The 23,632-nt window shown below is 68.1% G+C and carries 26 protein-coding genes; 22 read left to right on the forward strand and 4 right to left on the reverse strand.

Features of this window, described 5'->3' with window-relative positions:
- On the forward strand, positions 1-627 hold a 627-nt coding region (locus TX88_RS33185; protein ID WP_044515656.1), incomplete at its 5' end, for a L,D-transpeptidase.
- 70 nt (positions 628-697) lie between these two features.
- Here the strand turns inward: TX88_RS33185 and TX88_RS07020 are convergent.
- Entirely contained in the window at positions 698-1,444 is a 747-nt protein-coding gene (locus TX88_RS07020) for an SDR family oxidoreductase (RefSeq protein WP_044515658.1), read from the reverse strand.
- A 191-nt stretch (positions 1,445-1,635) separates the two neighbouring features.
- Between TX88_RS07020 and TX88_RS07025 the strand changes: the two genes are divergently transcribed.
- The 6 genes from TX88_RS07025 to regX all read left to right on the forward strand — a co-directional run bounded on the left by TX88_RS07025 (position 1,636) and on the right by regX (position 7,569).
- Positions 1,636-2,961 (forward strand): ROK family protein, encoded by a 1,326-nt coding sequence (locus TX88_RS07025; RefSeq protein ID WP_044515660.1) that lies wholly within the window; start codon positions 1,636-1,638, stop codon positions 2,959-2,961.
- A gap of 10 nt (positions 2,962-2,971) precedes the next feature.
- The gene (mshA, locus tag TX88_RS07030; RefSeq protein ID WP_044515661.1) at positions 2,972-4,273 is read left to right on the forward strand and encodes a D-inositol-3-phosphate glycosyltransferase; all 1,302 of its coding nucleotides are present in this window, start codon (positions 2,972-2,974) and stop codon (positions 4,271-4,273) included.
- Positions 4,274-4,275: 2 nt separating this feature from the next.
- Positions 4,276-4,776 (forward strand): type III secretion system chaperone family protein, encoded by a 501-nt coding sequence (locus TX88_RS07035; protein ID WP_044515663.1) that lies wholly within the window; start codon positions 4,276-4,278, stop codon positions 4,774-4,776.
- A 23-nt stretch (positions 4,777-4,799) separates the two neighbouring features.
- Positions 4,800-5,543 carry a phosphoglyceromutase gene (locus TX88_RS07040; protein ID WP_044515665.1) on the forward strand — a complete coding sequence of 248 codons (744 nt, stop codon included), beginning with the start codon at positions 4,800-4,802 and terminating at the stop codon, positions 5,541-5,543.
- A 143-nt stretch (positions 5,544-5,686) separates the two neighbouring features.
- The gene (locus TX88_RS07045) at positions 5,687-6,874 is read left to right on the forward strand and encodes a sensor histidine kinase (protein ID WP_044515666.1); all 1,188 of its coding nucleotides are present in this window, start codon (positions 5,687-5,689) and stop codon (positions 6,872-6,874) included.
- A gap of 8 nt (positions 6,875-6,882) precedes the next feature.
- Entirely contained in the window at positions 6,883-7,569 is a 687-nt protein-coding gene (gene regX, locus TX88_RS07050; RefSeq protein WP_044515668.1) for a two-component sensory transduction protein RegX, read from the forward strand.
- Here regX and TX88_RS07055 read toward each other — a convergent pair.
- Positions 7,551-8,372, reverse strand: coding sequence for a DUF3109 family protein (locus tag TX88_RS07055; RefSeq protein ID WP_044515669.1), 822 nt, complete (start codon positions 8,370-8,372; stop codon positions 7,551-7,553). The genes regX and TX88_RS07055 overlap by 19 nt on opposite strands.
- A 149-nt stretch (positions 8,373-8,521) precedes the next feature.
- Here TX88_RS07055 and TX88_RS07060 point away from each other — a divergent pair, with 149 nt between their 5' ends.
- The 9 genes from TX88_RS07060 to TX88_RS07095 all read left to right on the forward strand — a co-directional run bounded on the left by TX88_RS07060 (position 8,522) and on the right by TX88_RS07095 (position 16,169).
- The gene (locus tag TX88_RS07060; RefSeq protein ID WP_038565358.1) at positions 8,522-9,493 is read left to right on the forward strand and encodes a Ppx/GppA family phosphatase; all 972 of its coding nucleotides are present in this window, start codon (positions 8,522-8,524) and stop codon (positions 9,491-9,493) included.
- A gap of 30 nt (positions 9,494-9,523) precedes the next feature.
- On the forward strand, positions 9,524-10,666 hold the full coding sequence (locus TX88_RS07065) for an Rv0497 family membrane protein (protein ID WP_044515674.1): 1,143 nt from the start codon (positions 9,524-9,526) through the stop codon (positions 10,664-10,666).
- A 48-nt stretch (positions 10,667-10,714) separates the two neighbouring features.
- Positions 10,715-11,560 (forward strand): sugar phosphate isomerase/epimerase family protein, encoded by an 846-nt coding sequence (locus tag TX88_RS07070; protein ID WP_044515675.1) that lies wholly within the window; start codon positions 10,715-10,717, stop codon positions 11,558-11,560.
- Between the two features lie 33 nt (positions 11,561-11,593).
- On the forward strand, positions 11,594-12,406 hold the full coding sequence (locus TX88_RS07075) for a thioesterase family protein (RefSeq protein WP_044515676.1): 813 nt from the start codon (positions 11,594-11,596) through the stop codon (positions 12,404-12,406).
- A gap of 52 nt (positions 12,407-12,458) precedes the next feature.
- Complete coding sequence (gene proC / locus TX88_RS07080) at positions 12,459-13,319, forward strand: pyrroline-5-carboxylate reductase (RefSeq protein WP_110918026.1); 861 nt, start codon at positions 12,459-12,461, stop codon at positions 13,317-13,319.
- A 138-nt stretch (positions 13,320-13,457) separates the two neighbouring features.
- The gene (locus TX88_RS07085) at positions 13,458-13,685 is read left to right on the forward strand and encodes a cell division/environmental response transcriptional regulator (protein ID WP_029110679.1); all 228 of its coding nucleotides are present in this window, start codon (positions 13,458-13,460) and stop codon (positions 13,683-13,685) included.
- Between the two features lie 116 nt (positions 13,686-13,801).
- Positions 13,802-13,903 carry a 30S ribosomal protein bS22 gene (locus tag TX88_RS33190; RefSeq protein WP_003402602.1) on the forward strand — a complete coding sequence of 34 codons (102 nt, stop codon included), beginning with the start codon at positions 13,802-13,804 and terminating at the stop codon, positions 13,901-13,903.
- Between the two features lie 29 nt (positions 13,904-13,932).
- On the forward strand, positions 13,933-15,069 hold the full coding sequence (locus tag TX88_RS07090; RefSeq protein ID WP_209446958.1) for an SDR family oxidoreductase: 1,137 nt from the start codon (positions 13,933-13,935) through the stop codon (positions 15,067-15,069).
- A 35-nt stretch (positions 15,070-15,104) separates the two neighbouring features.
- Positions 15,105-16,169, forward strand: a complete 1,065-nt coding sequence (locus TX88_RS07095; protein ID WP_044515681.1) for a lysophospholipid acyltransferase family protein — start codon at positions 15,105-15,107, stop codon at positions 16,167-16,169.
- Between the two features lie 78 nt (positions 16,170-16,247).
- Here the strand turns inward: TX88_RS07095 and TX88_RS07100 are convergent, their stop codons facing one another.
- Both TX88_RS07100 and TX88_RS07105 read right to left on the reverse strand, forming a co-directional pair.
- Positions 16,248-16,781 carry an FAS1-like dehydratase domain-containing protein gene (locus TX88_RS07100; protein WP_044515683.1) on the reverse strand — a complete coding sequence of 178 codons (534 nt, stop codon included), beginning with the start codon at positions 16,779-16,781 and terminating at the stop codon, positions 16,248-16,250.
- Between the two features lie 108 nt (positions 16,782-16,889).
- Positions 16,890-17,789: an HAD family hydrolase gene (locus TX88_RS07105; RefSeq protein WP_044515684.1), complete on the reverse strand. Its 900-nt coding sequence runs from the start codon at positions 17,787-17,789 to the stop codon at positions 16,890-16,892.
- Positions 17,790-17,827: 38 nt separating this feature from the next.
- On the opposite strand from TX88_RS07105, the gene TX88_RS07110 reads away from it, so the two are divergent.
- Genes TX88_RS07110 through TX88_RS07135 form a run of 6 tightly spaced genes read left to right on the forward strand, consistent with a single transcriptional unit; the run spans position 17,828 to position 23,620 of the window.
- A complete protein-coding gene (locus TX88_RS07110) occupies positions 17,828-18,112 on the forward strand; it encodes a glutaredoxin family protein (protein WP_280113220.1) in 285 nt (94 codons plus the stop codon).
- A 52-nt stretch (positions 18,113-18,164) separates the two neighbouring features.
- Positions 18,165-19,520 carry a glutamyl-tRNA reductase gene (locus TX88_RS07115; RefSeq protein WP_044515686.1) on the forward strand — a complete coding sequence of 452 codons (1,356 nt, stop codon included), beginning with the start codon at positions 18,165-18,167 and terminating at the stop codon, positions 19,518-19,520.
- 3 nt (positions 19,521-19,523) lie between these two features.
- Complete coding sequence (gene hemC, locus TX88_RS07120; RefSeq protein WP_044515687.1) at positions 19,524-20,480, forward strand: hydroxymethylbilane synthase; 957 nt, start codon at positions 19,524-19,526, stop codon at positions 20,478-20,480.
- Entirely contained in the window at positions 20,477-22,159 is a 1,683-nt protein-coding gene (locus TX88_RS07125; protein WP_044515689.1) for a bifunctional uroporphyrinogen-III C-methyltransferase/uroporphyrinogen-III synthase, read from the forward strand. The genes hemC and TX88_RS07125 overlap by 4 nt, the downstream gene beginning before the upstream one ends.
- Before the next feature lie 49 nt (positions 22,160-22,208).
- On the forward strand, positions 22,209-23,189 hold the full coding sequence (gene hemB / locus TX88_RS07130; protein ID WP_044515690.1) for a porphobilinogen synthase: 981 nt from the start codon (positions 22,209-22,211) through the stop codon (positions 23,187-23,189).
- Positions 23,186-23,620, forward strand: coding sequence for a hypothetical protein (locus tag TX88_RS07135; RefSeq protein ID WP_044515692.1), 435 nt, complete (start codon positions 23,186-23,188; stop codon positions 23,618-23,620). Before hemB ends, TX88_RS07135 begins: the two co-directional genes overlap by 4 nt.
- Positions 23,621-23,632: the final 12 nt, after the last annotated feature.

Here is a 23,632-nt window from a genome sequence, read left to right on the forward strand (position 1 = left end):
GGCGCCTACGGCGCGGCCGACTCCACGCTCGACTTCGAGATCGGGCGGCGCCAGGTGGTCAAGGCCGAGGCGTCCAGCCACCGCATCCAGGTGCTCGACGCCTCCGGCGCGGTGATCATGGACTTCCCGTGCAGCTACGGCGAAGGCGACCTGGACCGCAACGTCACGCGCAGCGGCGTCCACGTGGTCACCGAGAAGTACGAGGACTTCTGGATGACCAACCCGGCCGCCGGATACTCCAACGTGCACGAACGCTTCGCGGTGCGGATCTCCAACAACGGCGAGTTCATCCACTGCAACCCGAATAGCATCGGTTCGCAGGGCAACACGAATGTCACCAACGGCTGCATCAACCTGAACCTGGAGAATTCGCAGCAGTACTTCAACAGCGCGATCTATGGCGACCCGGTCGAGGTGACCGGCACCCGCATCGACCTGTCCTACGCCGACGGCGACCTCTGGGACTGGGCGGTGGACTGGAGCGAGTGGAAGTCCATGTCGGCGCTGTCCACGGAGGATTCGCCGGCGAACCTGCCTGCCACGGCTCCGGCGACGCCGACGGACGCGCCGACGCTGTCCGGCACGCCGACGACCACCACGCCGCCCAAGCCCACCCCCGGGGGCTAGGACTCTGCGTTGAGAGCAACGCAATGGTCGTCGGCTGTATGGCGGAACGACCACTGCGTTGATCTGGCGGCTACTTCCGGTTGAAGCGGCCGTGCGGCGCCTGGTCGCGCGGCCGGATCACGATCTGGTCGAGGTTCACGTGTGAGGGCCGCGACGCGACGAACCCGATCACCTCGGCGACATCTTCGGCCACCAGCGGGGTGATGCCCCGGTACACGTTGTCGGCGCGTTCCTGATCGCCGTCGAAGCGCATCAGCGAGAAATCGGTCTCCACCGCACCCGGTGCAATCTCGGTGAGCCGCACCGGTTTTCCGAGCAACTCACCGCGCAGCGTGCGGTGCAACGCACCCTGGCCGTGTTTGGCCGCTGTGTATCCCGAGCCGCCGTCATAGGTCTCGAACGCCGCGATCGAGGTGACCGTGACGATCAGGCCGTCGCCGGAGGCGATGAGCTTGGGCAGCAGCGCCCGGGAGACCCGTAGGGTGCCCAGCACGTTGGTTTCCCACATCCAGCGCCAATGGTCCAGGTCAGCGTCCAGGACGGGTTCCAGCCCACGGGCCCCGCCGGCGTTGTTCACCAGCACGTCCACCCGGTCCAGCTGGGCCGCCATGGCGTCGACCGCGGCCTGGTCAGTGACGTCCGCCACAATCGCGGTGCCGCCGATCCGCTCGGCCAGGGCCTTGATCCGATCCTTTCGGCGGGCCACGCAGACGACGTGAAAGCCTTGTGCAGCAAGAGATTCAGCGGTCGCGGCACCGATCCCGGCGCTGGCGCCGGTAACCACTGCCACCCTTTTTTCTGACTGTGATGTCGTCACCTGACCAACATTAGATGGCGTGCTAAGTTCTTCGTGTGTCCGGAAAGCTCCAGTCCCGCTTCGTGCGGCGTGCGTGTTGTTGTTGCGCACCCCGCCGCGCCTGACTGAACCCGGACACCGTTTTCCCGTCCTGCTGAGTCGCCAGGTGTGGTTTCGCCCCCACCCGCCGACAACCAGTAAGGACCATTCACGTGACCACCGCCATTGCCGCCCCCCGTCGGACCGCCGCTCGTAACTCCGCCGGAGCTTCCGCGCGCACTGCCCGGCCGCTGGCCGCTTCGCGTTACCCGCAGTCGCGGCTCCTGCACATCGTCGCCCCGTCGCTGAAGGTGCCCGACGCCGCCGCGGCCTCGGTGTTCAGCGCGATCCGCACCCGCGGCCCCATCGCCCGCGACGCCATCGCGCAGCTCACCCAGCTGAGCATCGCGACCGTCAACCGTCAGGTCACCGCGCTGCTCGAAGCCGGAATCCTGCGTGAGCGTGCCGATCTCGCGGTTTCGGGAGCCATCGGCCGGCCCCGTGTTCCCGTCGAGGTCAACCACGAGCCCTACCTCACGCTCGGCATCCACATCGGTGCGCGTACCACCAGCATCGTGGCCACCGACCTGTTCGGCCGCACCCTGGACGTGGTCGAGACGCCGACCCCGACGGGATCGCAGTCCGCCGCGCTGGCCACGCTGGCCTCCAGCGCTCGTCGTTACCTGAGCCGCTGGCACCGCCGCCGCCCGCTGTGGGTCGGCATCGCCGCCGGTGGCGTCGTCGACAGTGCCACCGGATATCTCGACCACCCCCGGCTCGGTTGGGCCGACGCCCCGGTGGGCCCGGTGCTCGCCGAAGCCCTGGCGCTGCCGGTGTCGGTGGCCTCGCACGTGGACGCGATGGCCGGTGCCGAGCTGCTGCTGGGTGGACGGCGTTCCTCACCCGAAACCGTGGGCGCCCAGGCCCGCACCAGCCTCTACGTCTACGCCCGCGAGACCGTCGGCTACGCGCTGTCCATCGACGGCCGGGTGCACTCACCGGCCAGTGGGCCCGGCACCATCGCCGGTCTGCCCGCGCAGTCGGAATTGCTCGGCGGCTCAGGGCAATTGGAGTCCACCGTGAGCGACGAAGCGGTGCTCAACGCGGCCCGCAAGCTGCGGATCATCCCGGCCGAAGGCCCGTCCTCGACCCTGTCGGCGGTGCTGCGCGCGGCCCGGCAGGGCAACGAGAAGGCGGTCGAGCTGCTGGCTGACCGGGCCCGGGTGCTCGGCGAGGCCGTCGCGCTCCTGCGCGATCTGCTCAACCCCGACGATCTGGTGCTCGGCGGCCAGGCCTTCACCGAATACCCCGAGGGCATGTCCGTCGTGGAGGACGCCGTCACGCGGCGCTCGGTGCTGGGTCCCCGCGATATCCGGCTGACGGCCTTCGGAAACCGGGTGCAGGAGGCCAGTGCGGGCATCGTTTCGCTGGGCGGCCTGTACGCCGATCCGATCGGTGCGATGCGGCGCGCTCAAACCCGCCGATCCGCCGCGGTGTAGACATGTCTGTGTGCGTCTAGCCACGGACCTCGAGATTCCCCGCCGCGTTGCGGTGTTATCCGTACATACCTCGCCGCTGGCGCAGCCGGGCACCGGTGACGCCGGCGGGATGAATGTCTACGTGCTGCAGACGGCATTACAGCTGGCCAAACGCGGTGTCGAGGTGGAGGTCTTCACCAGGGCGACCTCGTCGTCGGACGCCCCTGTGGTGCCGGTGGCGCCGGGCGTGCTGGTGCGCAACGTGGTGGCCGGGCCGTTCGAGGGCCTGGACAAGTACGACCTGCCCACCCAGCTGTGTGCGTTCACCGCGGGGGTGTTGCGCGCCGAGGCGACCCACGAGCCCGGCTATTACGACGTCGTTCACTCCCACTACTGGCTGTCGGGCCAGGTCGGCTGGCTGGCCCGGGACCGCTGGGCTGTGCCGCTGGTGCACACCGCGCACACCCTGGCCGCGGTGAAGAACGCCGCACTGGCCGCCGGTGATTCACCCGAGCCGCCGTTGCGTGCGGTGGGGGAGCAGCAGGTGGTCGACGAGGCCGACCGCCTGATCGTCAACACCGAACATGAAGCACAGCAACTGGTTTCACTGCATCATGCCGATCCGGGACGGATCGATGTGGTGCACCCGGGGGTCGACCTGGATGCCTTCACCCCGGGAGACCGTGACGCCGCCCGGGCGATCCTCGGGATCGCGCCCGACGAGCAGGTGGTCGCGTTCGTGGGCCGGATCCAGCCGCTGAAGGCGCCCGACGTGTTGTTGCGCGCGGCCGCGAAGCTGCCCGGGGTCCGGGTGCTGGTCGCCGGCGGACCTTCCGGCAGCGGGCTGGCCGAGCCCGACACCCTGATTCGCCTGGCCGACGAGCTGGGTATCACCGACCGCGTGACGTTCCTGCCCCCGCAGTCCCGTGAAGAGCTGGTCAACGTGTACCGCGCCGCCGATCTGGTCGCGGTGCCCAGTTACTCCGAATCCTTCGGCCTGGTCGCCATTGAGGCCCAGGCCTGTGGCACCCCGGTGGTGGCGGCCGCCGTCGGCGGTCTGCCGGTAGCGGTGGCCGACGGTGTCAGCGGAGCCCTCGTCGACGGCCACGACGTCGACGACTGGGCCGCCGCGATCGACGGCGTGCTGCAGCGCGATCCGGGCCCGCTGAGCGTGGCCGCCGCGGCCCACGCCGCGCAGTTCTCCTGGGGCCACACCGTCGATGCCCTGCTGAACAGCTACGCCCATGCGATGAGCGACTACCGGTCCCGGCACCGCAGGCCGGGCCGTCGTCCCGGGCGGCGGTTCGCGCTGCGTCGGGGGGTGCGGGCGTAACCATGGGCACCAGCGTCGAACAGATCATCACCGGGGCCCTCGACGAGCACGAGCTGGTCTACCACCGGCACGAGGGCGCACACGGCGGCCTGCCCGGCATCATCGTCGAGCTGCCCGGGGAACGGAAGCTCAAGACCAACACCATCCTGAGCATCGGCGAGCACTCGGTACGGGTCGAGGCGTTCGTGTGCCGCAAGCCCGACGAGAACTTCGAAGGCGTCTACCGGTTCCTGCTCAAGCGCAACCGCAGGCTCTACGGGGTCGCCTACACCCTCGACAACGTCGGCGACATCTATCTCGTCGGCCGGATGGCCCTGCACTCGGTCACCGCCGAGGAGATCGACCGGGTACTCGGCCAGGTGCTCGAGGCCGTCGACTCCGACTTCAACACCTTGCTGGAGCTGGGCTTCCGCACGTCCATCCAGAAGGAGTGGGAGTGGCGGGTGTCACGCGGTGAGTCGCTGAAGAACCTCGAAGCGTTTGAGCACCTCATCGACGACTGAGCAGTCGTGAGAAGATCGCTGTCATGCCGACGCTGATCCTGCTCCGCCACGGTGAGAGCGACTGGAACCAGAAGAATCTGTTCACCGGATGGGTCGACGTCGACCTCACCGAGAAGGGCCGTACCGAGGCCATCCGCGGTGGCAAGCTGCTCGTCGAGAATGACGTGCTGCCCGACGTGGTCTACACGTCGCTGCTGCGCCGCGCGATCACGACCGCGAACCTCGCCCTGGATGCCGCCGACCGGCACTGGATCCCGGTCCACCGCGACTGGCGCCTCAACGAGCGGCACTACGGCGCCCTGCAGGGCCTGGACAAGGCCGCCACCAAGGAGAAGTACGGCGAAGAGCAGTTCATGGCGTGGCGGCGCAGCTACGACACGCCGCCGCCGCCGATCGAGAAGGGCAGCGAGTTCAGCCAGGACGCCGACCCGCGCTACGCGGACATCGGTGGCGGCCCGCTGACCGAATGCCTCAAGGACGTGGTGACACGGTTCGTGCCGTACTACGAGGACACGATCGTGCCCGACCTGAAAGCCGGCAAGACCGTGCTGATCGCCGCCCACGGAAATTCGCTGCGTGCGCTGGTCAAGTACCTCGACGGAATGTCCGACGAGGACGTCGTCGGCCTGAACATCCCGACCGGCATCCCGCTGCGCTACGAGCTCGACGACAACCTCAAGCCGCTGGTCGCGGGCGGTGAGTACCTGGACCCCGAGGCCGCCGCCGCCGGGGCCGCCGCGGTCGCCGCGCAGGGCGCCAAGAAATAGTTCGCTGGACACGCAGGCCTGCGGGCAAACAGCAGGTTACCGGGGGTTAACGACAGCCGAACTCCTGTGTTTGTCGGTGTGACTTGTCCCGTTTTGGCCGCACGCTGCTGGGATGACGTTCACCGGATGCGTACGATTTTCGCGTGAGCTTGGTGTCGGCGTTACTGCTGACGACGGTCGTGTCGTTGCTCGCGCTGATCGTCGGTGCGGGTGTGGCATCGGTAGTCGCACCCCGCATCGTGGCCAAGCGGCGGCGTCGCGAGGCTGATCAGGCCGGCCTGACGGTCTCGCAGATGCTGCAGCACATCGTGTCCGCATCGCCCAACGGCATCGTCGTCGTCGACACGTTCAACGACGTGGTCTACGCCAACGACCGGGCCTCCGAACTCGGCGTGGTGCGTGACCGGCTCCTCGACGACCGGGCCTGGCGGGCAGCTGAGCAGGTGTTCGCCACCGGCCAGGCCATCGATGTCGACCTGTCGCCGCGCAAGCTCCCGCACCCCGGACGGTCGGGTATCTCGGTGCGCGGCTGGGTGCGGCTGCTGTCCGCCGAAGACCGCCGTTTCGCCGTCGTCTATGCCGACGACCAGTCCGAGCACGCCAGGATGGAAGCGACCCGGCGTGATTTCGTCGCCAATGTCAGCCATGAGCTCAAGACCCCGGTCGGTGCCATGCGGGTGCTGGCCGAAGCGCTGCAGGCCTCTGCCGATGATCCCGACATGGTGCGCCGCTTCTCGGACAAGATGGTGGCCGAATCGCTACGGCTGGCCGACATGGTCGGCGAGCTGATCGAGCTGTCCAGGCTGCAGGGTGCCGAGCGGCTGCCCGACCTGGGCGCCGTCGACGTCGACACCGTGGTGTCCGAAGCGCTGTCGCGGCACAAGGTGGCCGCCGACAAGGCCGACATCGCGATCACCACCGACGCGCCGACCGGGTACCGGGTGCTGGGGGACCAGACCCTGCTCGTGACGGCGATCGCCAATCTGGTGTCCAATGCAATTGCCTACTCGCCCAACGGATCCGGCATATCAATCAGCCGGCGCCGGCGGGGCGGCAGTGTCGAGATCGCGGTCACCGACCGCGGTATCGGAATCGCCAAGGCCGATCAGGAACGGGTCTTCGAGCGGTTCTTCCGGGTCGACAAGGCCCGTTCCCGCGCCACCGGGGGCACCGGACTGGGCCTGGCGATCGTCAAACATGTGGCCGCCAACCACAACGGAACCATCCGGCTGTGGAGTCAGCCGGGCACCGGGTCGACATTCACGTTGTCGATCCCGGCCTATCCCGAAACCGATGAGTCGACAGGTGACTCAGACGACCGAGAGGATTAGCGAGACCGATGACCAGCGTGTTGATCGTTGAGGACGAGGAGTCGCTGGCCGATCCCCTGGCATTCCTGCTTCGCAAGGAAGGCTTCGAGGCCACCGTGGTGGCCGATGGTCCCTCCGCACTGGCCGAGTTCGAGCGCTCCGGCGCCGATATCGTCCTGCTGGACCTGATGCTGCCGGGGATGAGCGGTACCGATGTCTGTAAGCAACTGCGTGCCCGCTCCAGCGTGCCGGTGATCATGGTCACCGCACGCGACAGCGAGATCGACAAGGTTGTCGGCCTTGAGTTGGGCGCCGATGACTATGTCACCAAACCGTATTCGGCCCGCGAGCTGATCGCGCGGATCCGGGCGGTGCTGCGCCGCGGCGCGGACACCGACGACAGCGCGATCGGCGACGGCGTGCTCGAGGCGGGCCCGGTGCGGATGGACGTCGAGCGGCACGTCGTGAGCGTCAACGGGGAGCAGATCACGTTGCCGCTCAAGGAGTTCGACCTCCTGGAGTACCTGATGCGCAACAGCGGTCGGGTACTCACCCGGGGCCAGCTCATCGACCGGGTGTGGGGCGCCGACTACGTGGGCGACACCAAAACCCTTGACGTGCATGTCAAGCGGCTGCGCTCCAAGATCGAGGCTGACCCGGCCAACCCGGTGCACCTGGTCACCGTGCGCGGCCTCGGTTACAAGCTGGAGGGCTGAACCCCGTTGGAGGCCGGGGTCGCTCGATGCTCGGCGACGCGGGTCGCCGGATGCACGGCGACCAGCCCGAGGCCGCTGCGCCGACGGCACATCGCGGCCAGCTCGGCGTAGGCCTTCTCGCCGAGCACCTCGGTGAGTTCGGGGGCGTAGGACTCGAACACCGGGCGGGCGCCGACATGGGCGTTGGGATCGCCGGTGCAGTACCAGTGCAGGTCCGCACCACCCTCGCCCCAGCCGCGCCGGTCGTATTCGGTGATGACGGTCCGCAGGACCTGGGTGTCGTCGGGCCGGGTGATCCATTCCTGGCTCCGCCGGATCGGCAGCTGCCAGCACACGTCGGGCTTCATGGTCAGCGGCTCGACACCGAGTTTGAGGGCCTTGCTGTGCAGCGCGCACCCGATTCCGCCGGAGAAACCCGGCCGATTCAGAAAGATGCACGCCCCTTTGTATTTACGGGTGCGGAGGTTGGGCTTGCCGTCGTACTCGTCGTCTTCCAGGTAGCCCTTGCGGCCGAGGCCCTTGTCCCGGAACTGCCAGTCCTCGTCGGTCAGCTGTTTGACCGCGTCGTCGAGCCGGGCCCGGTCGTCGTCATCAGAAAGGAACGCGCCATGCGAGCAGCAGCCGTCGTCCGGGCGGCCCTCGACGGTGCCCTTGCAGGCCGGTGTGCCGAACACACACGTCCAGCGGGACAACAACCACGTCATATCGGCCGCGATCAGATGTGTCGCGTCCTCCGGGTCATAGAACTCCACCCATTCGCGGGCAAAGTCCAGTTCGACTTCGCCGGGATGCACCTCTGTCACGGCGCAAACGGTACTCCCATATGCCTGAACGCATTTCCCAACCGGGCTGTGACGCGCGGTGGGATACCGCACAACCCGGGCGCGCGCATCGCGCGGGTTCCGGGAGGTCCGGCCACGAAGCGCCTCTCGACTGCGGTTAGGTTGGTGCAGTGCGGTTAGGCGTGCTCGATGTCGGTAGTAACACGGTTCATCTCCTCGTGGTGGATGCGCGCCGTGGCGGACACCCGACCCCGATGAGCTCCACCAAGGCGGCCCTGCGGCTCGCGGAGGCTATCGACAACTCGGGCAAGCTGACCCGAAAGGGTGCCGACAGCCTGGTGGCCACCGTCGACGAGTTCGCCAAGATCGCCACCAGCTCGGGATGTGCCGAATTGATGGCGTTTGCCACCTCGGCGGTGCGCGATGCCACCAACTCCGAGGAAGTGCTGGCCAGGGTGCGGGCCGAGACCGGGGTGTCCCTCGGTGTGCTCAGCGGCGTCGACGAATCCCGGCTGACCTTCCTGGCGGTGCGCCGCTGGTACGGCTGGAGTGCGGGCCGCATCATCAACATCGACATCGGCGGCGGCTCGCTGGAACTGTCCAGCGGGGTCGACGAGGAGCCCGAGGTGGCGCTCTCGCTGCCACTGGGTGCCGGCCGGCTGACCAGGGAATGGCTGGCCGAAGACCCACCTGGGCGGCGCCGGGTCGCGATGCTGCGGGACTGGCTTGCCACCGAGCTCGCCGATGCCGGTGCGACCATGCGCCGATCCGGGAACCCGGACCTGGCGGTGGCGACGTCGAAGACCTTCCGGTCCCTGGCCCGACTCACCGGGGCGGCCCCCTCAGGGGCAGGCCCACGGGTCAAGCGGACCCTCACCGCTGCCGGATTAAGACAGCTCATAGCTTTCATCTCTAGGATGACAGCGGCTGACCGTGCCGAACTGGAAGGGGTGAGTGCCGAGCGGGCACCACAGATCGTGGCCGGTGCTTTGGTAGCTGAAGCTAGTATGCGAGCACTGGAGATCGATTCCGTCGACATTTGCCCCTGGGCGTTGCGGGAGGGGTTGATTCTGCGGAAGCTCGACAGCGAGGCCGACGGCACAGCCTTGGTAGAGACGTCGGCGCGGGATGCCGGACGTTAAGGAAAAGCTAGCCCCAAAGGCAACATAGGTATGACAGGACCAGAGAACACCCCACCCGGCACCCGACCGATCTCGGTAGCGGAGTTGCTGGCAAAGAACGGGACCATCGGGGCACCCCCGGTCGGCGGTCGCCGCCGGCGTCGTCGCGGTAACAGCGATGCGGTGACCGTCGCCGAACTCACCGGCGAGATCCCGATCATCACCGACGACATCGAGCTCGAACCGCTCGACGAACCGGTTCCCGCCCCCGACCCGCTGGTCGACACCGCCGTCGTGGCCCCCATCGTGGACGAGCCGCGCGAACCCCGTGAGCCGCGAGAGCAACCGCAACCGCGCGACGAGTCCCGGGTCCGCAACGGGGCCCGCAACGGCGGCCCACGGCCCCCACGGGTCAAGCCTGCCCCCCGGCCGGCCGAACCCGAGGACGTGCGCACCGACGCCGAGGACGACTACGACGCGCACCTGGCTGCGCGCGATGCCGATCCCGAACCCGTCGAATTCCGGCCGCGCCCGCGCCGCGGGCCGTACAAGCGCCCGGCGCGCGATTACCAGCCTTCGGGAACCGGCGCCGAGCGGATGAGCCCTGACCCCCTCTATGACCTCGATGACGGCGCCGCGGCGGAGTCCGCCGACGCGGTCGAGGCCGACGTCCACGAGGTCCAGGACATCCATGGCGCGGACACCGACGACACCGCGTACGACGACTACGACGACGAGTACGGGGACGGTTCCTACGCCTCGCTCGGCCCGCTGTTCGGCGGCGAGTCCGTCGCCGACGACATGGCCCGTCGCCCCCGTGGCCGCGGCGGTGTCGACGATCTCGGCGAGCTCGACGAAGACCTGTCCGAGGACACCCGTGAGGGCGACGCCTTCGACGAGGACGACGAATTCGACGAGGAACAGCAGCCCAGCTCCCCGCTGGTCCGCGCGTTGTGGATCGTCGGCCAGTGCGTGATCGCGGTGGGCTTCGGCGCCGGTCTGTTCATCGCCTTCGATCAGCTGTGGAAGTGGAACACCATCGTCGCGCTGGTGCTCGGCGTGCTGGTGATCCTCGGTCTGGCCGGTGGCGTGCGCGTGGTCCGCAAGACGGAGGACATCGGCAGCACACTGACCGCGGTGGCGGTCGGAGCGCTGGTCACCTTCGGACCGTTGGCTCTGCTGCAAGCGAGTTAGGTCACCACGCACGCGAGGAGCGGGGAAGCCTCAGTACACAATTGGGTTGTGCGCCCTGCCATCAAGATCGGCCTGTCCACTGCCTCGGTCTACCCGCTGAGGACAGAGGCCGCGTTCGAGTACGCCGCCCGCCTCGGCTACGACGGTGTCGAGCTGATGGTGTGGGCGGAGTCGGTCAGCCAGGACATCGACACCGTGGCGAAGATGTCCGCCCACTACGGCGTGCCGGTGTTGTCGGTGCACGCACCCTGCCTGCTGATCTCGCAGCGGGTGTGGGGCGCCAACCCGATCCCGAAGCTGGAACGCAGCGTGCGCGCCGCCGAACAGCTGGGCGCGCAGACCGTCGTCGTGCATCCGCCGTTCCGTTGGCAGCGTCGCTACGCCGAGGGATTCAGCGACCAGGTCGCCGGGCTGGAGGCCGACAGCGAGGTCCTGGTGGCGGTGGAGAACATGTTCCCGTTCCGGGCCGACCGGTTCTTCGGGGCGAGCGGCACGTCCATCGAGCGGATGCGCAAGCGCGGCGGCGGGCCCGGGCCCGGCATCTCGGCGTTCGCACCGTCCTACGACCCGTTGGACGGCAACCACGCCCACTACACACTCGATCTGAGCCACACCGCGACGGCGGGCACCGACGCCCTGGACATGGCCCGGCGGATGGGCGAGGGCCTGGTCCATCTGCACCTGTGCGACGGCAACGGTGCCTCCACCGACGAACACCTGGTTCCCGGTCGCGGCAGCCAGCCCACCGCCGAGGTGTGCCAGATGCTCGCGGCGAGCGATTTCTCCGGCCACGTCGTCCTGGAGGTCACCACCTCGGCGGCCAAGACCGCCGCCGAGCGCGAGGAGCTGTTGACCGAGTCGTTGCAGTTCGCCCGCACGCACCTGTTGCGCTGAACCGATCCCGCCGACCCCCGCAGAGGACCGCACATGACTGGCTCCACCCTGTTCACCGATGCCATGGCACTGACGCCGGCCGGCGACGGTGTCTATCACGGTGAGCTCAACGAGCATTGGACGATAGGGCCCAAGGTGCACGGCGGCGCGATGCTCGCGCTGTGCGCCAACGCCGCCCGCGCCGAGCTGGGGACCTCCGCGCAGCCCCTGGCGGTGTCGGGCAACTACCTGTGGGCGCCCGATCCCGGTCCGATGCAGGTGGTCACCACGGTGCGCAAACGCGGCCGCCGGATCGGCCTGGTGGACGTGGAACTCCGGCAGGGGGACCGTGTCGCGGTCACGGTGTCGGTGACCCTGGGCGAACCCGAGCATCACGTGCCGCCCCTGCTGTCGTTCAACCCGGTGGTCCCGTTGATGACGCCGGAACCGCCACCCGGGCTGGAGCCCATCGGGCCCGGGCATCCGATGGAGCATGTCGTGCATCTGGCGCACGGCTGCGACATCCGGCCGGCGCTGCACACGATGGGGCCGCGTACCGACGGCGGGCCGCCCGTGTTTGAGTACTGGGTGCGGCCCAAGGGTGTCGCTCCCGACGTCCTGTTCGCGCTCCTGTGCGGCGATGTGTCGGCTCCGGTGACATTTGCCGTGGAACGCACCGGTTGGGCGCCCACGGTCCAGCTGACGGCCTATCTGCGGGCATTGCCGGCCGACGGCTGGCTGCGGGTGATGTGCACGTCGGTTCAGATCGGTCAGGACTGGTTCGACGAGGACCACATCGTGGTCGACTGCGAGGGCCGGATCATCGTGCAGTCACGGCAGTTGGCGATGGTCCCCGCGCCGAGCTGACGCCGGAGGCGTCGATGCGGCCCTGACGGGCGGACATGGAATGCTGTCGCCCATGTCGAGAATCGCGATAATCGGCGGCGGAAGCATGGGCGAGGCGCTGCTGTCGGGGCTGTTACGGGCTGGCAGGCAAGTCAAGGACATGGTGGTCGCGGAGAAGTTCGGTGACCGGGCCAAGTTCCTGTCGGAGAAGTACTCGGTGCAGGTGACCTCGGTCGCCGCTGCCGCCGAGAGCGCCACCTATGTGGTCATCGCGGTGAAACCGGCCGACGTCGAGAAAGTGATCGACGAGATCGCCGATGCGGCGGTACGCGCCGACAGCGACACCGCGGAGCAGGTGTTCGTCTCCATCGCGGCGGGTGTGGCCACGTCGTACTACGAGAACAAGCTTCCGGCCGGGTCGCCGGTGATCCGCGTCATGCCCAACTCGCCGATCGTGGTCGGCGGCGGGGTGAGCGCACTTGCGCCGGGCCGGTTCGCCACTGCCGACCAGCTCAAGGAGGTCTCGGCGATCTTCGATGCGGTCGGCGGCGTCATCACCGTCAGCGAGTCGCAGCTGGACGCGGTAACGGCGGTTTCCGGCTCGGGGCCCGCGTACTTCTTCCTGATGGTCGAGGCCCTGGTGGATGCGGGCGTGGAATCGGGTCTGTCGCGTGCGGTGGCCACCGATCTGGCGGTCCAGACGATGGCCGGTTCGGCCGCGATGCTGCTGGAACGCCTCGACGAGGTGAACGCGGCCGGAGGCGCCGCGCTGGACACCACACCGGCCCAATTGCGGGCGATGGTGACCTCTCCGGCCGGGACCACGGCCGCTGGGCTGCGGGAACTCGAGCGAGGGGGACTGCGGGCCGCGGTCTCCAACGCCGTTCAGGCCGCGAAAACGCGCTCTGAGCAGCTCGGAATTACATCTGAGTAATTAGATTAATTCCAACTGATTAGCCCACACCCGTCGCAGTAACCCCACCCGCCACGCTATTCTCCCTTTGTATGCGCGGGTCGGTGCCAGCGGTGGGGAAGCCGCTGGAACTGCCTGTGCCTGATTGATTGGGTTGCGATGACGTCTATGAACGGGCCATCGGCGCGGGATGCTGGCGACGGTCAGCCTCGAGCTCAATTTCTGACGGTCGCCGAAGTGGCGAACTTGATGAGGGTCTCGAAGATGACGGTGTACCGGTTGGTGCACAACGGTGAACTGCCTGCTGTTCGTGTGGGCCGATCGTTCCGGGTCCACGCCAAGGCGGTCCACGATCTGCTGGAGTCCTCGTACTTCGACGCCGGCTAGGCACACGCCACAGCGGGCTGGGCGGGTTGAGCAGGCTGGCGTTTTCCGTTTCGGTGGTCGGCCCGGGTAAAGTAACCGGGTCAACCATCGGCTAAGTAGCGGAGACACCAGGGTTTATGGGCTCAGTCATCAAGAAGCGGCGCAAGCGTATGTCGAAGAAGAAGCACCGCAAGCTGCTTCGCCGTACTCGGGTGCAGCGTAGAAAGCTCGGCAAGTAGCTTTCCGCCCCGGCCGCTAGGCTGAGCCGATGGATTCTGATGGTCGTTCGGGGGGACGCCCGACGGGAGTCCCCGGGTCCTCCGGTGCGGATTCCTCCGGTGGATCGCAATCCGCCGGGGCGACTCCCCATCCGAAAGTGGTTCTGGTCACGGGTGCGTGCCGGTTCCTCGGTGGTTATCTGACCGCCAGGCTGGCGCAGAACCCGTTGATCGAGCACGTCATCGCCGTGGATGCGGTGGTGCCGAGCAAGGACCTCATGCGTCGGATGGGGCGGGCCGAATTCGTCCGCGCGGACATCCGCAACCCGTTTATCGCCAAGGTGATCCGAAACGGGAACGTGGACACCGTCGTGCATGCCGCGGCGGCGTCCTACGCGCCGCGGTCCGGAGGCCGGGCCACGTTGAAGGAACTCAACGTGATGGGCGCGATCCAGCTTTTCGCGGCCTGCCAGAAGACACCGTCGGTCCGTCGGGTGGTACTCAAGTCCACCTCGGAGGTGTACGGCGCGAGCTCGCGTGATCCGGTGATGTTCAGCGAGGAGAGCAGTGCTCGCCGTCCTCCGGGTGACGGGTTCGCCCGCGACAGCATGGACATCGAGGGCTACGCACGCGGCCTGGCCCGGCGTCGCCCGGACATCGACCTGACCATCCTTCGGCTGGCCAACATGATCGGGCCGGCGATGGACACCGCGCTGTCGCGGTATCTGGCCGGGCCCTTGGTCCCGTCGGTGGTCGGGCACGACGCACGGCTGCAGTTGCTCCACGAACAGGACGCTCTCGGCGCCCTCGAGCGGGCGACAGTGGCCGGCAGAGCGGGCACGTTCAACGTCGGCGCCTCGGGCATCATCATGATGAGCCAGGCGATCCGGAGGTCGGGTCGCCTCCGGCTCCCGGTCCCGCGCGGGGCATTGTCGGCGATCAATTCACTCAGTCGCGCAACGCGTTACACCGAACTCGACCGCGATCAGATGAACTACCTCAGTTACGGCCGTGTCATGGACACCACGCGGATGCACAGGGATCTGGGCTACAGTCCCAAGTGGACGACCGCCGAGGCATTCGACGATTACGTCCGTGGTCGTGGATTGACACCGATACTCGATCCGCGATGGGTACGCTCAATGGAGAGTCGCGCCATGGGGGTGGCGCAGCGTTTGGGATATTAAGACTGGCTCTATCCGGGGTGGGAGAAGGTATCGACGTGGCGGCTGAATCCAAAGCGAAAGTTATTCCGCTACATGGGAACTCGAGTCGTTCCTCTGCTGCGCGCCGGGCTGCGGCCCGGTCTGACAGCGCCCGCCGACATCCTTCCGTCCTGGCCGACCCGGGTAGCCGGGCCTCGGCGGAGCAGATCGCCGCGGTAGTTCGGGAGATCGATCAGCGGCGCAGCAGCGTCTCGGGCCACTCGGCTGACGACGGCCCCAGCGAACTCGCCAAGGGCATCGCGGCGGTCTCCGAATTCATCCGCACCCGGATGACCGGTGAGTACTCGGTGGACGAGTTCGGGTTCGACCCGCACATCACCAACGCAATCTTCTTGCCTTTGCTGAGAACGTTTTTCAGGTCCTGGTTCCGGGTTGAGGTGTCGGGCATCGAGAACCTGCCCGAGAACGGTGCGGCGCTCGTGGTGGCCAACCACGCCGGGGTGCTGCCCTTCGACGGACTGATGACTCAGGTGGCGGTGCACGACCACCACCCGCTCAACCGCGATCTGCGTCTGCTCGCCGCCGACCTGGTGTTCGATCTGCCGATGGTCGGTGCGGCCGCACGCAAGGCCGGCCACACCATGGCCTGCACCGCCGACGCGCACCGGCTGCTCGCCAACGGCGAGCTCACCGCCGTGTTCCCGGAGGGCTTCAAGGGGCTGGGCAAGAACTTCAAGGATCGCTACAAGCTGCAGCGGTTCGGCCGCGGCGGCTTCGTTTCGGCAGCGCTGCGGGCCCAGGCCCCGATCGTGCCGTGCTCGATCGTCGGGTCCGAGGAGATCTACCCGATGATGGCCGACGTCAAGCTGCTGGCCCGGCTGCTCGGTCTGCCGTACTTCCCGGTGACGCCGCTGTTCCCGTTGGCCGGCCCGCTCGGGCTGGTGCCGTTGCCGTCGAAGTGGCACATCCAGTTCGGCGAGCCGATCGAGACGACCGATTACGACGAGAGCGCCGCCGACGATCCGATGATCACGTTCGAACTGACCGATCAGGTCCGCGAGACCATCCAGCACACGCTCTATCAGCTGCTGGCGGGCCGCCGAAACATGTTCTTCGGCTGAGTTTTTCGCCTCACCGACAAAAACTGCCCATTTCCGCGTGGAAATGGGCAGTTCTCTTTCTGCTCGCGCAAAGAGAAATCAGGCGCCGGACTTTTGCCCAGCAACCATCTTGGCGATCGCGGCATCGCGTGCCGCGGCGATCTGTGAACTGATCTCGTCGGCCTCGTCGATGGCCGCCTCGCCCAGCATGGTGACGATGCTGGTGGCAACCGGGTTGCCGTCGTCGTCGGTGACCTCGGCCCGGACCTCGGCGATCACGGTGCCGTGCGACTCGATGACCGAGTCCAGGTACGAGTCGAACCACAGCTTGTCGCCGACCATGATCGGCCGGTGGAAGATCAGCTTCTGGTCGCGGTGCAAGACGCGCTCCAGGTTGATCGGGATGTCGAACTTGTCGAACAGCTCCAGCTGGACCCGTCGGCCGGCCACTGCCAGGAACGTCACCGACGCGACGACCGAGTTGTGGCCGTACTCCTTGGCGGCCTCGGCGTCATAGAGCGCCGGATGCTCGTCCTTGACCGCGCGGGCGAACTCGCGGACCTTCTCCCGGCCGACCTCGAAGTAGTCGGGATACCGGTAGTGGGTCCCGATGATGTTTGCGGCGATGCTCATGTTCCCTGCGCTGTTCGGTATGCGGTGCGCGGGTGCGCACAAACGTGCATGGCTGCGGGGCAAGATGACGCGACCCGCCGCGGCAGTTTATCAGCGCGGGTGGCCTGTTCAGCGAGTGTCGTGGCGCCGGGACGCGGCAGCCGCGAGCGCGCCGCCCAGTGCACCGAGGGCCAGGGCCGACGGCACGCCGATGCGCGCCGCCTTGCGTGCGGTGCGGAAATCGCGGATCTCCCAGCCCCGTTCCCTGGCGACATCGCGCAGGGCGGCGTCGGGGTTGATCGCCACCGCGGTACCGACCAGCGACAGCATCGGCACGTCGTTGAAGCTGTCCGAATAGGCGGTGCACCGGCGCAGGTTGAGCCCTTCCCGGATGGCCAGCGACCGCACCGCGTGGGCCTTGCCGGTGCCGTGGAGGATGTCGCCGACCAGCCGGCCGGTGAACACCCCGTCGACCGACTCGGCGACCGTGCCCAGGGCGCCCGTCAGGCCCAGCCGCCGGGCGATCGTGGCGGCCAGCTCATAGGGCGTCGCGGTGACCAGCCACACCTGCTGCCCGGCGTCCAGGTGCATCTGGGCCAGCGCCCTGGTGCCCGGCCAGATCTTGTCGGCGATGATCTCGTCGTAGATGTCCTCGCCGAGTTCGACGAGTTCGGCGGTGGAACGGCCTTCGATGAACGCCAGGGCCTTCTGCTTGCCCTCGGCGACATCGTCGCTGTTCTCCTTGCCGGTGAACTGGAACTTGGCCTGCGCGTAGGCGATGCCGAGGATGTCGCGATAGGTGAAGTACTTGCGGGCGGCCAGGCCGCGGGCGAAGTGCACCAGCGACGATCCGTGTACCAGGGTGTTGTCCACGTCGAAGAACGCCGCGGCCGTCAGATCGGGCGGCGGCGCCGGGGCCCCGGCGGTGTCGTCCTCGGCGTCGGACTCGAGCTCGGTGACAGCGAGTTCGGCGCTCGCCTCGGCGGCAAGCTCCTGTTCGAGCGCATCGGCACTACCGGATTCGGACACGAATTCACCCTAAGTCACGGCGCCGGGATACTGGCGGTGTGGAGCGCGAGCAGGCGGGTACCGGCGGTCTGGCCACTGTGACGTTGCTGACCCGCGCCGGGTGCAGCATGTGCGAACGGGCGGCCCGGCAGCTGGCCGCCCTGCGCGAGGAACTGGACTTCGAGCTGGTGACCACGGACGTGGACGAGGCCGTCGCGGCCGGTGACGCCTCCCTGCGGGCCCGGTACGGCGACCTGTTGCCGGTGATTTTGCTGAACGGGACCGAACACAGCTACTGGGATGTCGACGAGCAGGCGCTTCGGGCTGACATCCCCGCCAGATGAAATTTGGTGGGCGGGCGGGAAACGATTACCTTGGTGACGTGGTGATCAAGCCGTGAGTGTGCTGCTATTCGGGGTTTCGCACCGCAGCGCGCCGGTGTCAGTTCTCGAGCAGTTGAGCACTGATGAGTCGGATCAGGCCAAGATCATCGACGAGGTGCTTCGGTCCTCGTTGGTCACCGAGGCGATGGTCCTGTCCACCTGCAACCGCGTCGAGATATACGCCGTGGTCGAGGCCTTCCACGGAGGCCTGTCGATCATCGGGCAGGTGCTCTCCGACCACTCCGGCATGTCGCTGAACGATCTCACCAAATACGCCTACGTGCGCTACGCCGAGGCCGCCGTCGAGCATCTGTTCGCGGTGACCAGCGGCCTGGACTCGGCCGTCATCGGTGAAGCCCAGGTGCTGGGTCAGGTGCGCCGCGCCTATGCGTCCGCCGAGGAACACCAGACCGTCGGGCGCACGCTGCACGAGCTGGCCCAGCGCGCCCTGAACGTCGGCAAGCGGGTGCACTCCGAGACCGGGATCGACGCCGCGGGCGCATCCGTGGTGTCGGTCGCCCTCGGCATGGCCGAGACCAAGCTCAACGGCGGCCTCGCCGGCCGCACCGCGGCCGTGATCGGCGCGGGCTCGATGGGGGCCCTGGCCGGTGCGCACCTGGTGCGGGCCGGAATCGAGCGGGTCCATGTGGTGAACCGCTCGCTGCCGCGGGCCCAGCGTCTCGCCGAGAACCTCACCGAGCAGGGTGTCCAGGCGCAGGCCTTCTCCCTGGATCATCTGGCCGAGGCCCTGGCCGACGTCGACGTCGTGGTCAGCAGCACCGGCGCGGTACGCCCCGTGGTCTCGCTGGCAGATGTGCACCACGCACTCGCCCAGCGCAACGCCGCCGGCGGCGACCGGCAGCTGGTGATCTGCGACCTCGGGATGCCGCGCGACGTGGATCCGGCGGTCGCCGGGCTGCCCGGTGTCTGGGTGGTCGACATGGACCGGATCCAGCGGGAACCGTCGGCGCGGGCCGCGGCCACCGACGCCGATGCTGCTCGCACGATCGTTGCCACCGAGGTTGCCAACTACCTGGCCGGCCAGCGGATGGCCGAGGTCACCCCGACCGTCACCGCGCTGCGCCAGCGTGCCGCCGACGTGGTCGAGGCCGAGCTGCTGCGCCTGGACAACCGGCTGCCCGAGCTGGAGGCGACCCACCGCGACGAGGTGGCCAAGACGGTCCGCCGAGTCGTCGACAAGCTTTTGCACGCGCCCACGGTGCGGGTGAAACAACTCGCCAGCGCTCCTGGCGGGGACAGCTACGCAGAGGCCCTGCGTGAGCTGTTCGAACTCGATCCGCAGGCCGTCGAAGCTGTGGCGGCCAGCGAATTGCCCTTCATGACAACAGATCTCGATAAGTCTGAGTAGGTTTTGGTAGAAACGCGCGATACGGTAATCCGGATCGGCACCCGGGGTAGCCTGCTGGCGACCACGCAGGCCGGCACCATCAGGGACGCTTTGCTGGCCGCGGGCCACGCCTGCGAGCTGGTGATCATCTCGACCGAGGGGGACCGCAACCAGGGCCCCATCGCCGATATCGGCGTCGGGGTTTTCACCGCGGCGCTCCGGGAGGCGATCGACGACGGCCGGGTGGACATGGCCGTGCACTCCTACAAAGATTTGCCAACCGCTCGTGACGACCGGTTCGTGATCGCCGCCGTGCCGCCGCGTGAGGATGCCCGTGACGCGCTGGTTGCACGCGACGGATTGGTGCTCGGTGAGTTGCCGGCAGGCTCTGTGATCGGCACATCGAGTGCGCGACGGGCCGCGCAGCTTAGAGCACTGGGTCTCGGTTTGGAAATCCGCCCCCTACGAGGCAACCTAGATACCAGGTTGAACAGGGTTACGAGCGGTGATCTCGACGCCATCGTGGTCGCCCGCGCGGGTCTCGCCCGTATCGGACGCCTCGATGCAGTCACCGAGTCGCTCGAGCCGGTGCAGATGTTGCCAGCGCCGGCTCAGGGTGCGCTCGCGGTGGAATGCCGCGCCGGCGACACCGAGCTGATTTCGGTGCTGTCGGAGTTGGATGACACCGACACGCGCGCCGCGGTCACCGCCGAACGGATCCTGCTCGCCGAACTGGAGGCGGGCTGTTCCGCACCGGTTGGCGCGATCGCAGAAGTGGTCGAGTCGATCGATGAGGACGGCAATGTCTTCGAGGAGCTGTCGTTGCGCGGCTGCGTAGCGACGCTGGACGGATCCGACGTGATTCGTGCGTCCGGCATCGGAACTCCCGATCGGGCCGCCGACTTGGGTGTCTCGGTGGCCGCGGAGCTTTTCGAGCTGGGTGCACGCGAGCTGTTGGTAGAGCGCGGGAGTGAAGAATGACCATGCGAGGTCGCAAGGCGAAGCCCGGCCGCATCACATTTGTGGGCTCAGGCCCGGGTGATCCGGGGCTGCTGACGGCACGGGCACAAACCGTGCTGGCGCACGCCGAGTTGGTGTTCACCGATCCCGACGTCCCCGAGGCCGTGCTGGCCTTGATCGGCACCGAACTGCCGCCGGCGTCCGGCCCGGCCCCGGCTGAGCCGGCCGACGCCGCCGCGGATGCGGGAGGTGCTGGGGCCGCCGGAACCCCCGACGCCGCGCAAGCCGCCGTCATCGCCGGTGGGCCCGAGGTCCGGCCCGCTCTCGGCGATCCTGCCGAGGTGGCCAAGACGCTGGTCGCCGAGGCCCGCCACGGCTATGACGTCGTGCGTCTGGTGTCGGGTGACCCGCTGTCGGTGGACGCCGTGATCACCGAGATCGGCGCGCTGGCCAAGGCCCATGTGAACTTCGAGATCGTCCCCGGGCTGCCCGCCACGAGCGCGGTGCCCACCTACGCCGGCCTGCCGCTGGGTTCGTCGCACACCGTGGCCGATGTCCGCGGTGACGTGGACTGGGCGGCCCTGGCCGCCGCGCCGGGCCCGCTGATCCTGCACGCGACCGCGTCGCACCTGCCGGACGCCGCGCGCACCCTGATCGAGTTCGGTCTGGCCGAGGGCACTCCCGCGGTGGTGACCGCGAGCGGCACCACCTGCCAGCAGCGTTCGGTGGAGGCCACCCTCGGTGGGCTGACCGACAAGGGCGTGCTGGAGAAGCCGGCCGGAAGCGAGCTGGCGGGGCCGCTGGTCGGGCCGCTGGTCGTCACCATCGGCAAGACCGTGGCCAACCGGGCCAAGCTGAACTGGTGGGAGAGCCGCGCCCTGTACGGCTGGACCGTGCTGGTGCCGCGCACCAAGGATCAGGCCGGCGAGATGAGCGACCGGCTGGTGGGCCACGGTGCCCTGCCGATCGAGGTGCCGACCATCGCCGTCGAGCCGCCGCGCAGCCCCGCGCAGATGGAGCGCGCGGTCAAGGGTCTGGTCGACGGCCGGTTCCAGTGGGTGGTGTTCACCTCGACCAACGCCGTGCGTGCGGTGTGGGAGAAGTTCAACGAGTTCGGCCTGGACGCACGGGCGTTCTCGGGCGTGAAGATCGCGTGTGTCGGACAGGCCACCGCCGACAAGGTGCGGGCGTTCGGCATCAATCCCGAGCTGGTGCCGTCGGGGGAGCAGTCCTCACTCGGCCTGCTCGACGAGTTCCCGCCGTTCGACGAGGTTTTCGATCCGGTGAACCGCGTGCTGCTGCCGCGCGCCGACATCGCCACCGAGACGCTGGCCGAGGGCCTGCGCGAGCGCGGCTGGGAGATCGAGGACGTGACCGCCTACCGCACCGTGCGTGCGGCTCCGCCGCCGGCGCAGACCCGCGAGATGATCAAGACCGGTGGTTTCGACGCGGTCTGCTTCACCTCGAGCTCGACGGTGCGCAACCTGGTCGGTATCGCAGGCAAGCCGCACGCCCGGACCATCGTGGCCTGCATCGGACCGAAGACCGCTGAGACCGCTGCGGAGTTCGGTCTGCGGGTGGACGTGCAGCCCGAGTCGGCCGCGGTGGGACCGCTGGTCGACGCGCTCGCCGAGCACGCTGCCCGCTTGCGCGCCGAAGGGGCACTGCCCCCGCCGCGCAAGAAGAGCCGCCGCAGGTAGACAGCCGCCGAAACGGTATTCGCGGAGACGCGCAGAAGGAGTCTTTGCCATGGGTTACCCGAGGCATCGTCCACGTCGGCTGCGGTCCACGCCGGCGATGCGTCGGCTGGTGGCCCAAACCTCTTTGGAGCCACGCCATCTGGTGCTGCCGATGTTCGTCGCCGACGGTATCGACGAACCGCGCCCGATCTCCTCGATGCCCGGCGTGGTGCAGCACACCCGGGAATCGTTGCGTCAGGCGGCCGCCGACGCGGTGGCGGCCGGCGTGGGTGGGCTGATGCTCTTCGGCGTGCCCCGCGACGAGGACAAGGATCCGACCGGTGCCGTGGGCATCGATCCGGACGGCATCCTCAACGTGGCGCTGCGGGATCTGGCCAAGGACCTCGGCGACGCCACCGTACTGATGGCCGACACCTGCCTCGACGAGTTCACCGACCACGGGCACTGTGGCGTGCTGGACGCCGCGGGCCGCGTCGATAACGACGCGACCAACCTGCGCTACGTGGAACTTGCTGTGGCGCAAGCGGAATCGGGTGCTCACGTGGTCGGCCCCAGCGGCATGATGGATGGCCAGGTGGCCGCCATCCGTGACGGACTGGACGCGGCCGGGCACACCGATGTGGCCATCCTGGCCTACGCGGCCAAGTTCGCGTCGGCGTTCTACGGCCCGTTCCGTGAAGCGGTGTCGTCCAGTCTGGTGGGGGATCGGCGCACCTATCAGCAGGATCCGGGCAACATCCGGGAAGCCGTGCACGAAATCGAGCTCGACATCGACGAGGGTGCCGACATCGTGATGGTCAAGCCCGCGATGAGCTACCTGGACGTGGTGCGTGCCGCCGCCGATATCTCGCCGGTACCCGTTGCGGCATATCAGATTTCGGGTGAATACTCGATGATCTGCGCCGCGGCGGCCAACGGCTGGATCGACCTGCAGGCGGCGGCGCTCGAGTCGTTGACCGGAATCCGGCGGGCCGGCGCCGACATCGTGCTGACCTACTGGGCGGCCGATGTGGCCGGCTGGCTCGCGTGACCGGACAGGTGACCGAGCAGCAGAAGAGCCCGACCGGTCGTCCCGAGGACGTCGAGACCGGGTTCTGGTTGTGGACCGCCGCGCTGGTGCTGATGGTGATCGGCTATCTGATCGACGCTCTCACCGGATCCGGCGGCGGCGTGCAGCGGTCGGTGACGGTCGTCTTCTCGGTGATGTTCCTGGTGGTGCTGTCCTCGATCGTGGCGGCCTTCCTGGTGCTGATGCGTCAGGGATATCGCTGGGCCCGCACCCTGCTGACCAGTGGAGGAATCGTCACGGTTCTGCACGCGATCAGCAGCCTGCTGACCGGCGAACGCCAGGACGCGGCGGCGGTGGGCTACGCGGTCACCGCGATCGTCGGATCGGTGTTGATCGCCGGCGGGCTGTACCTGCTGCACCGCAAGGACGCCGACGGTTTCTTCACCCGCTGATTTCGCTAGGCT

This window comes from Mycolicibacterium septicum DSM 44393 (assembly GCF_000455325.1).
GTDB lineage: Bacteria > Actinomycetota > Actinomycetes > Mycobacteriales > Mycobacteriaceae > Mycobacterium > Mycobacterium septicum.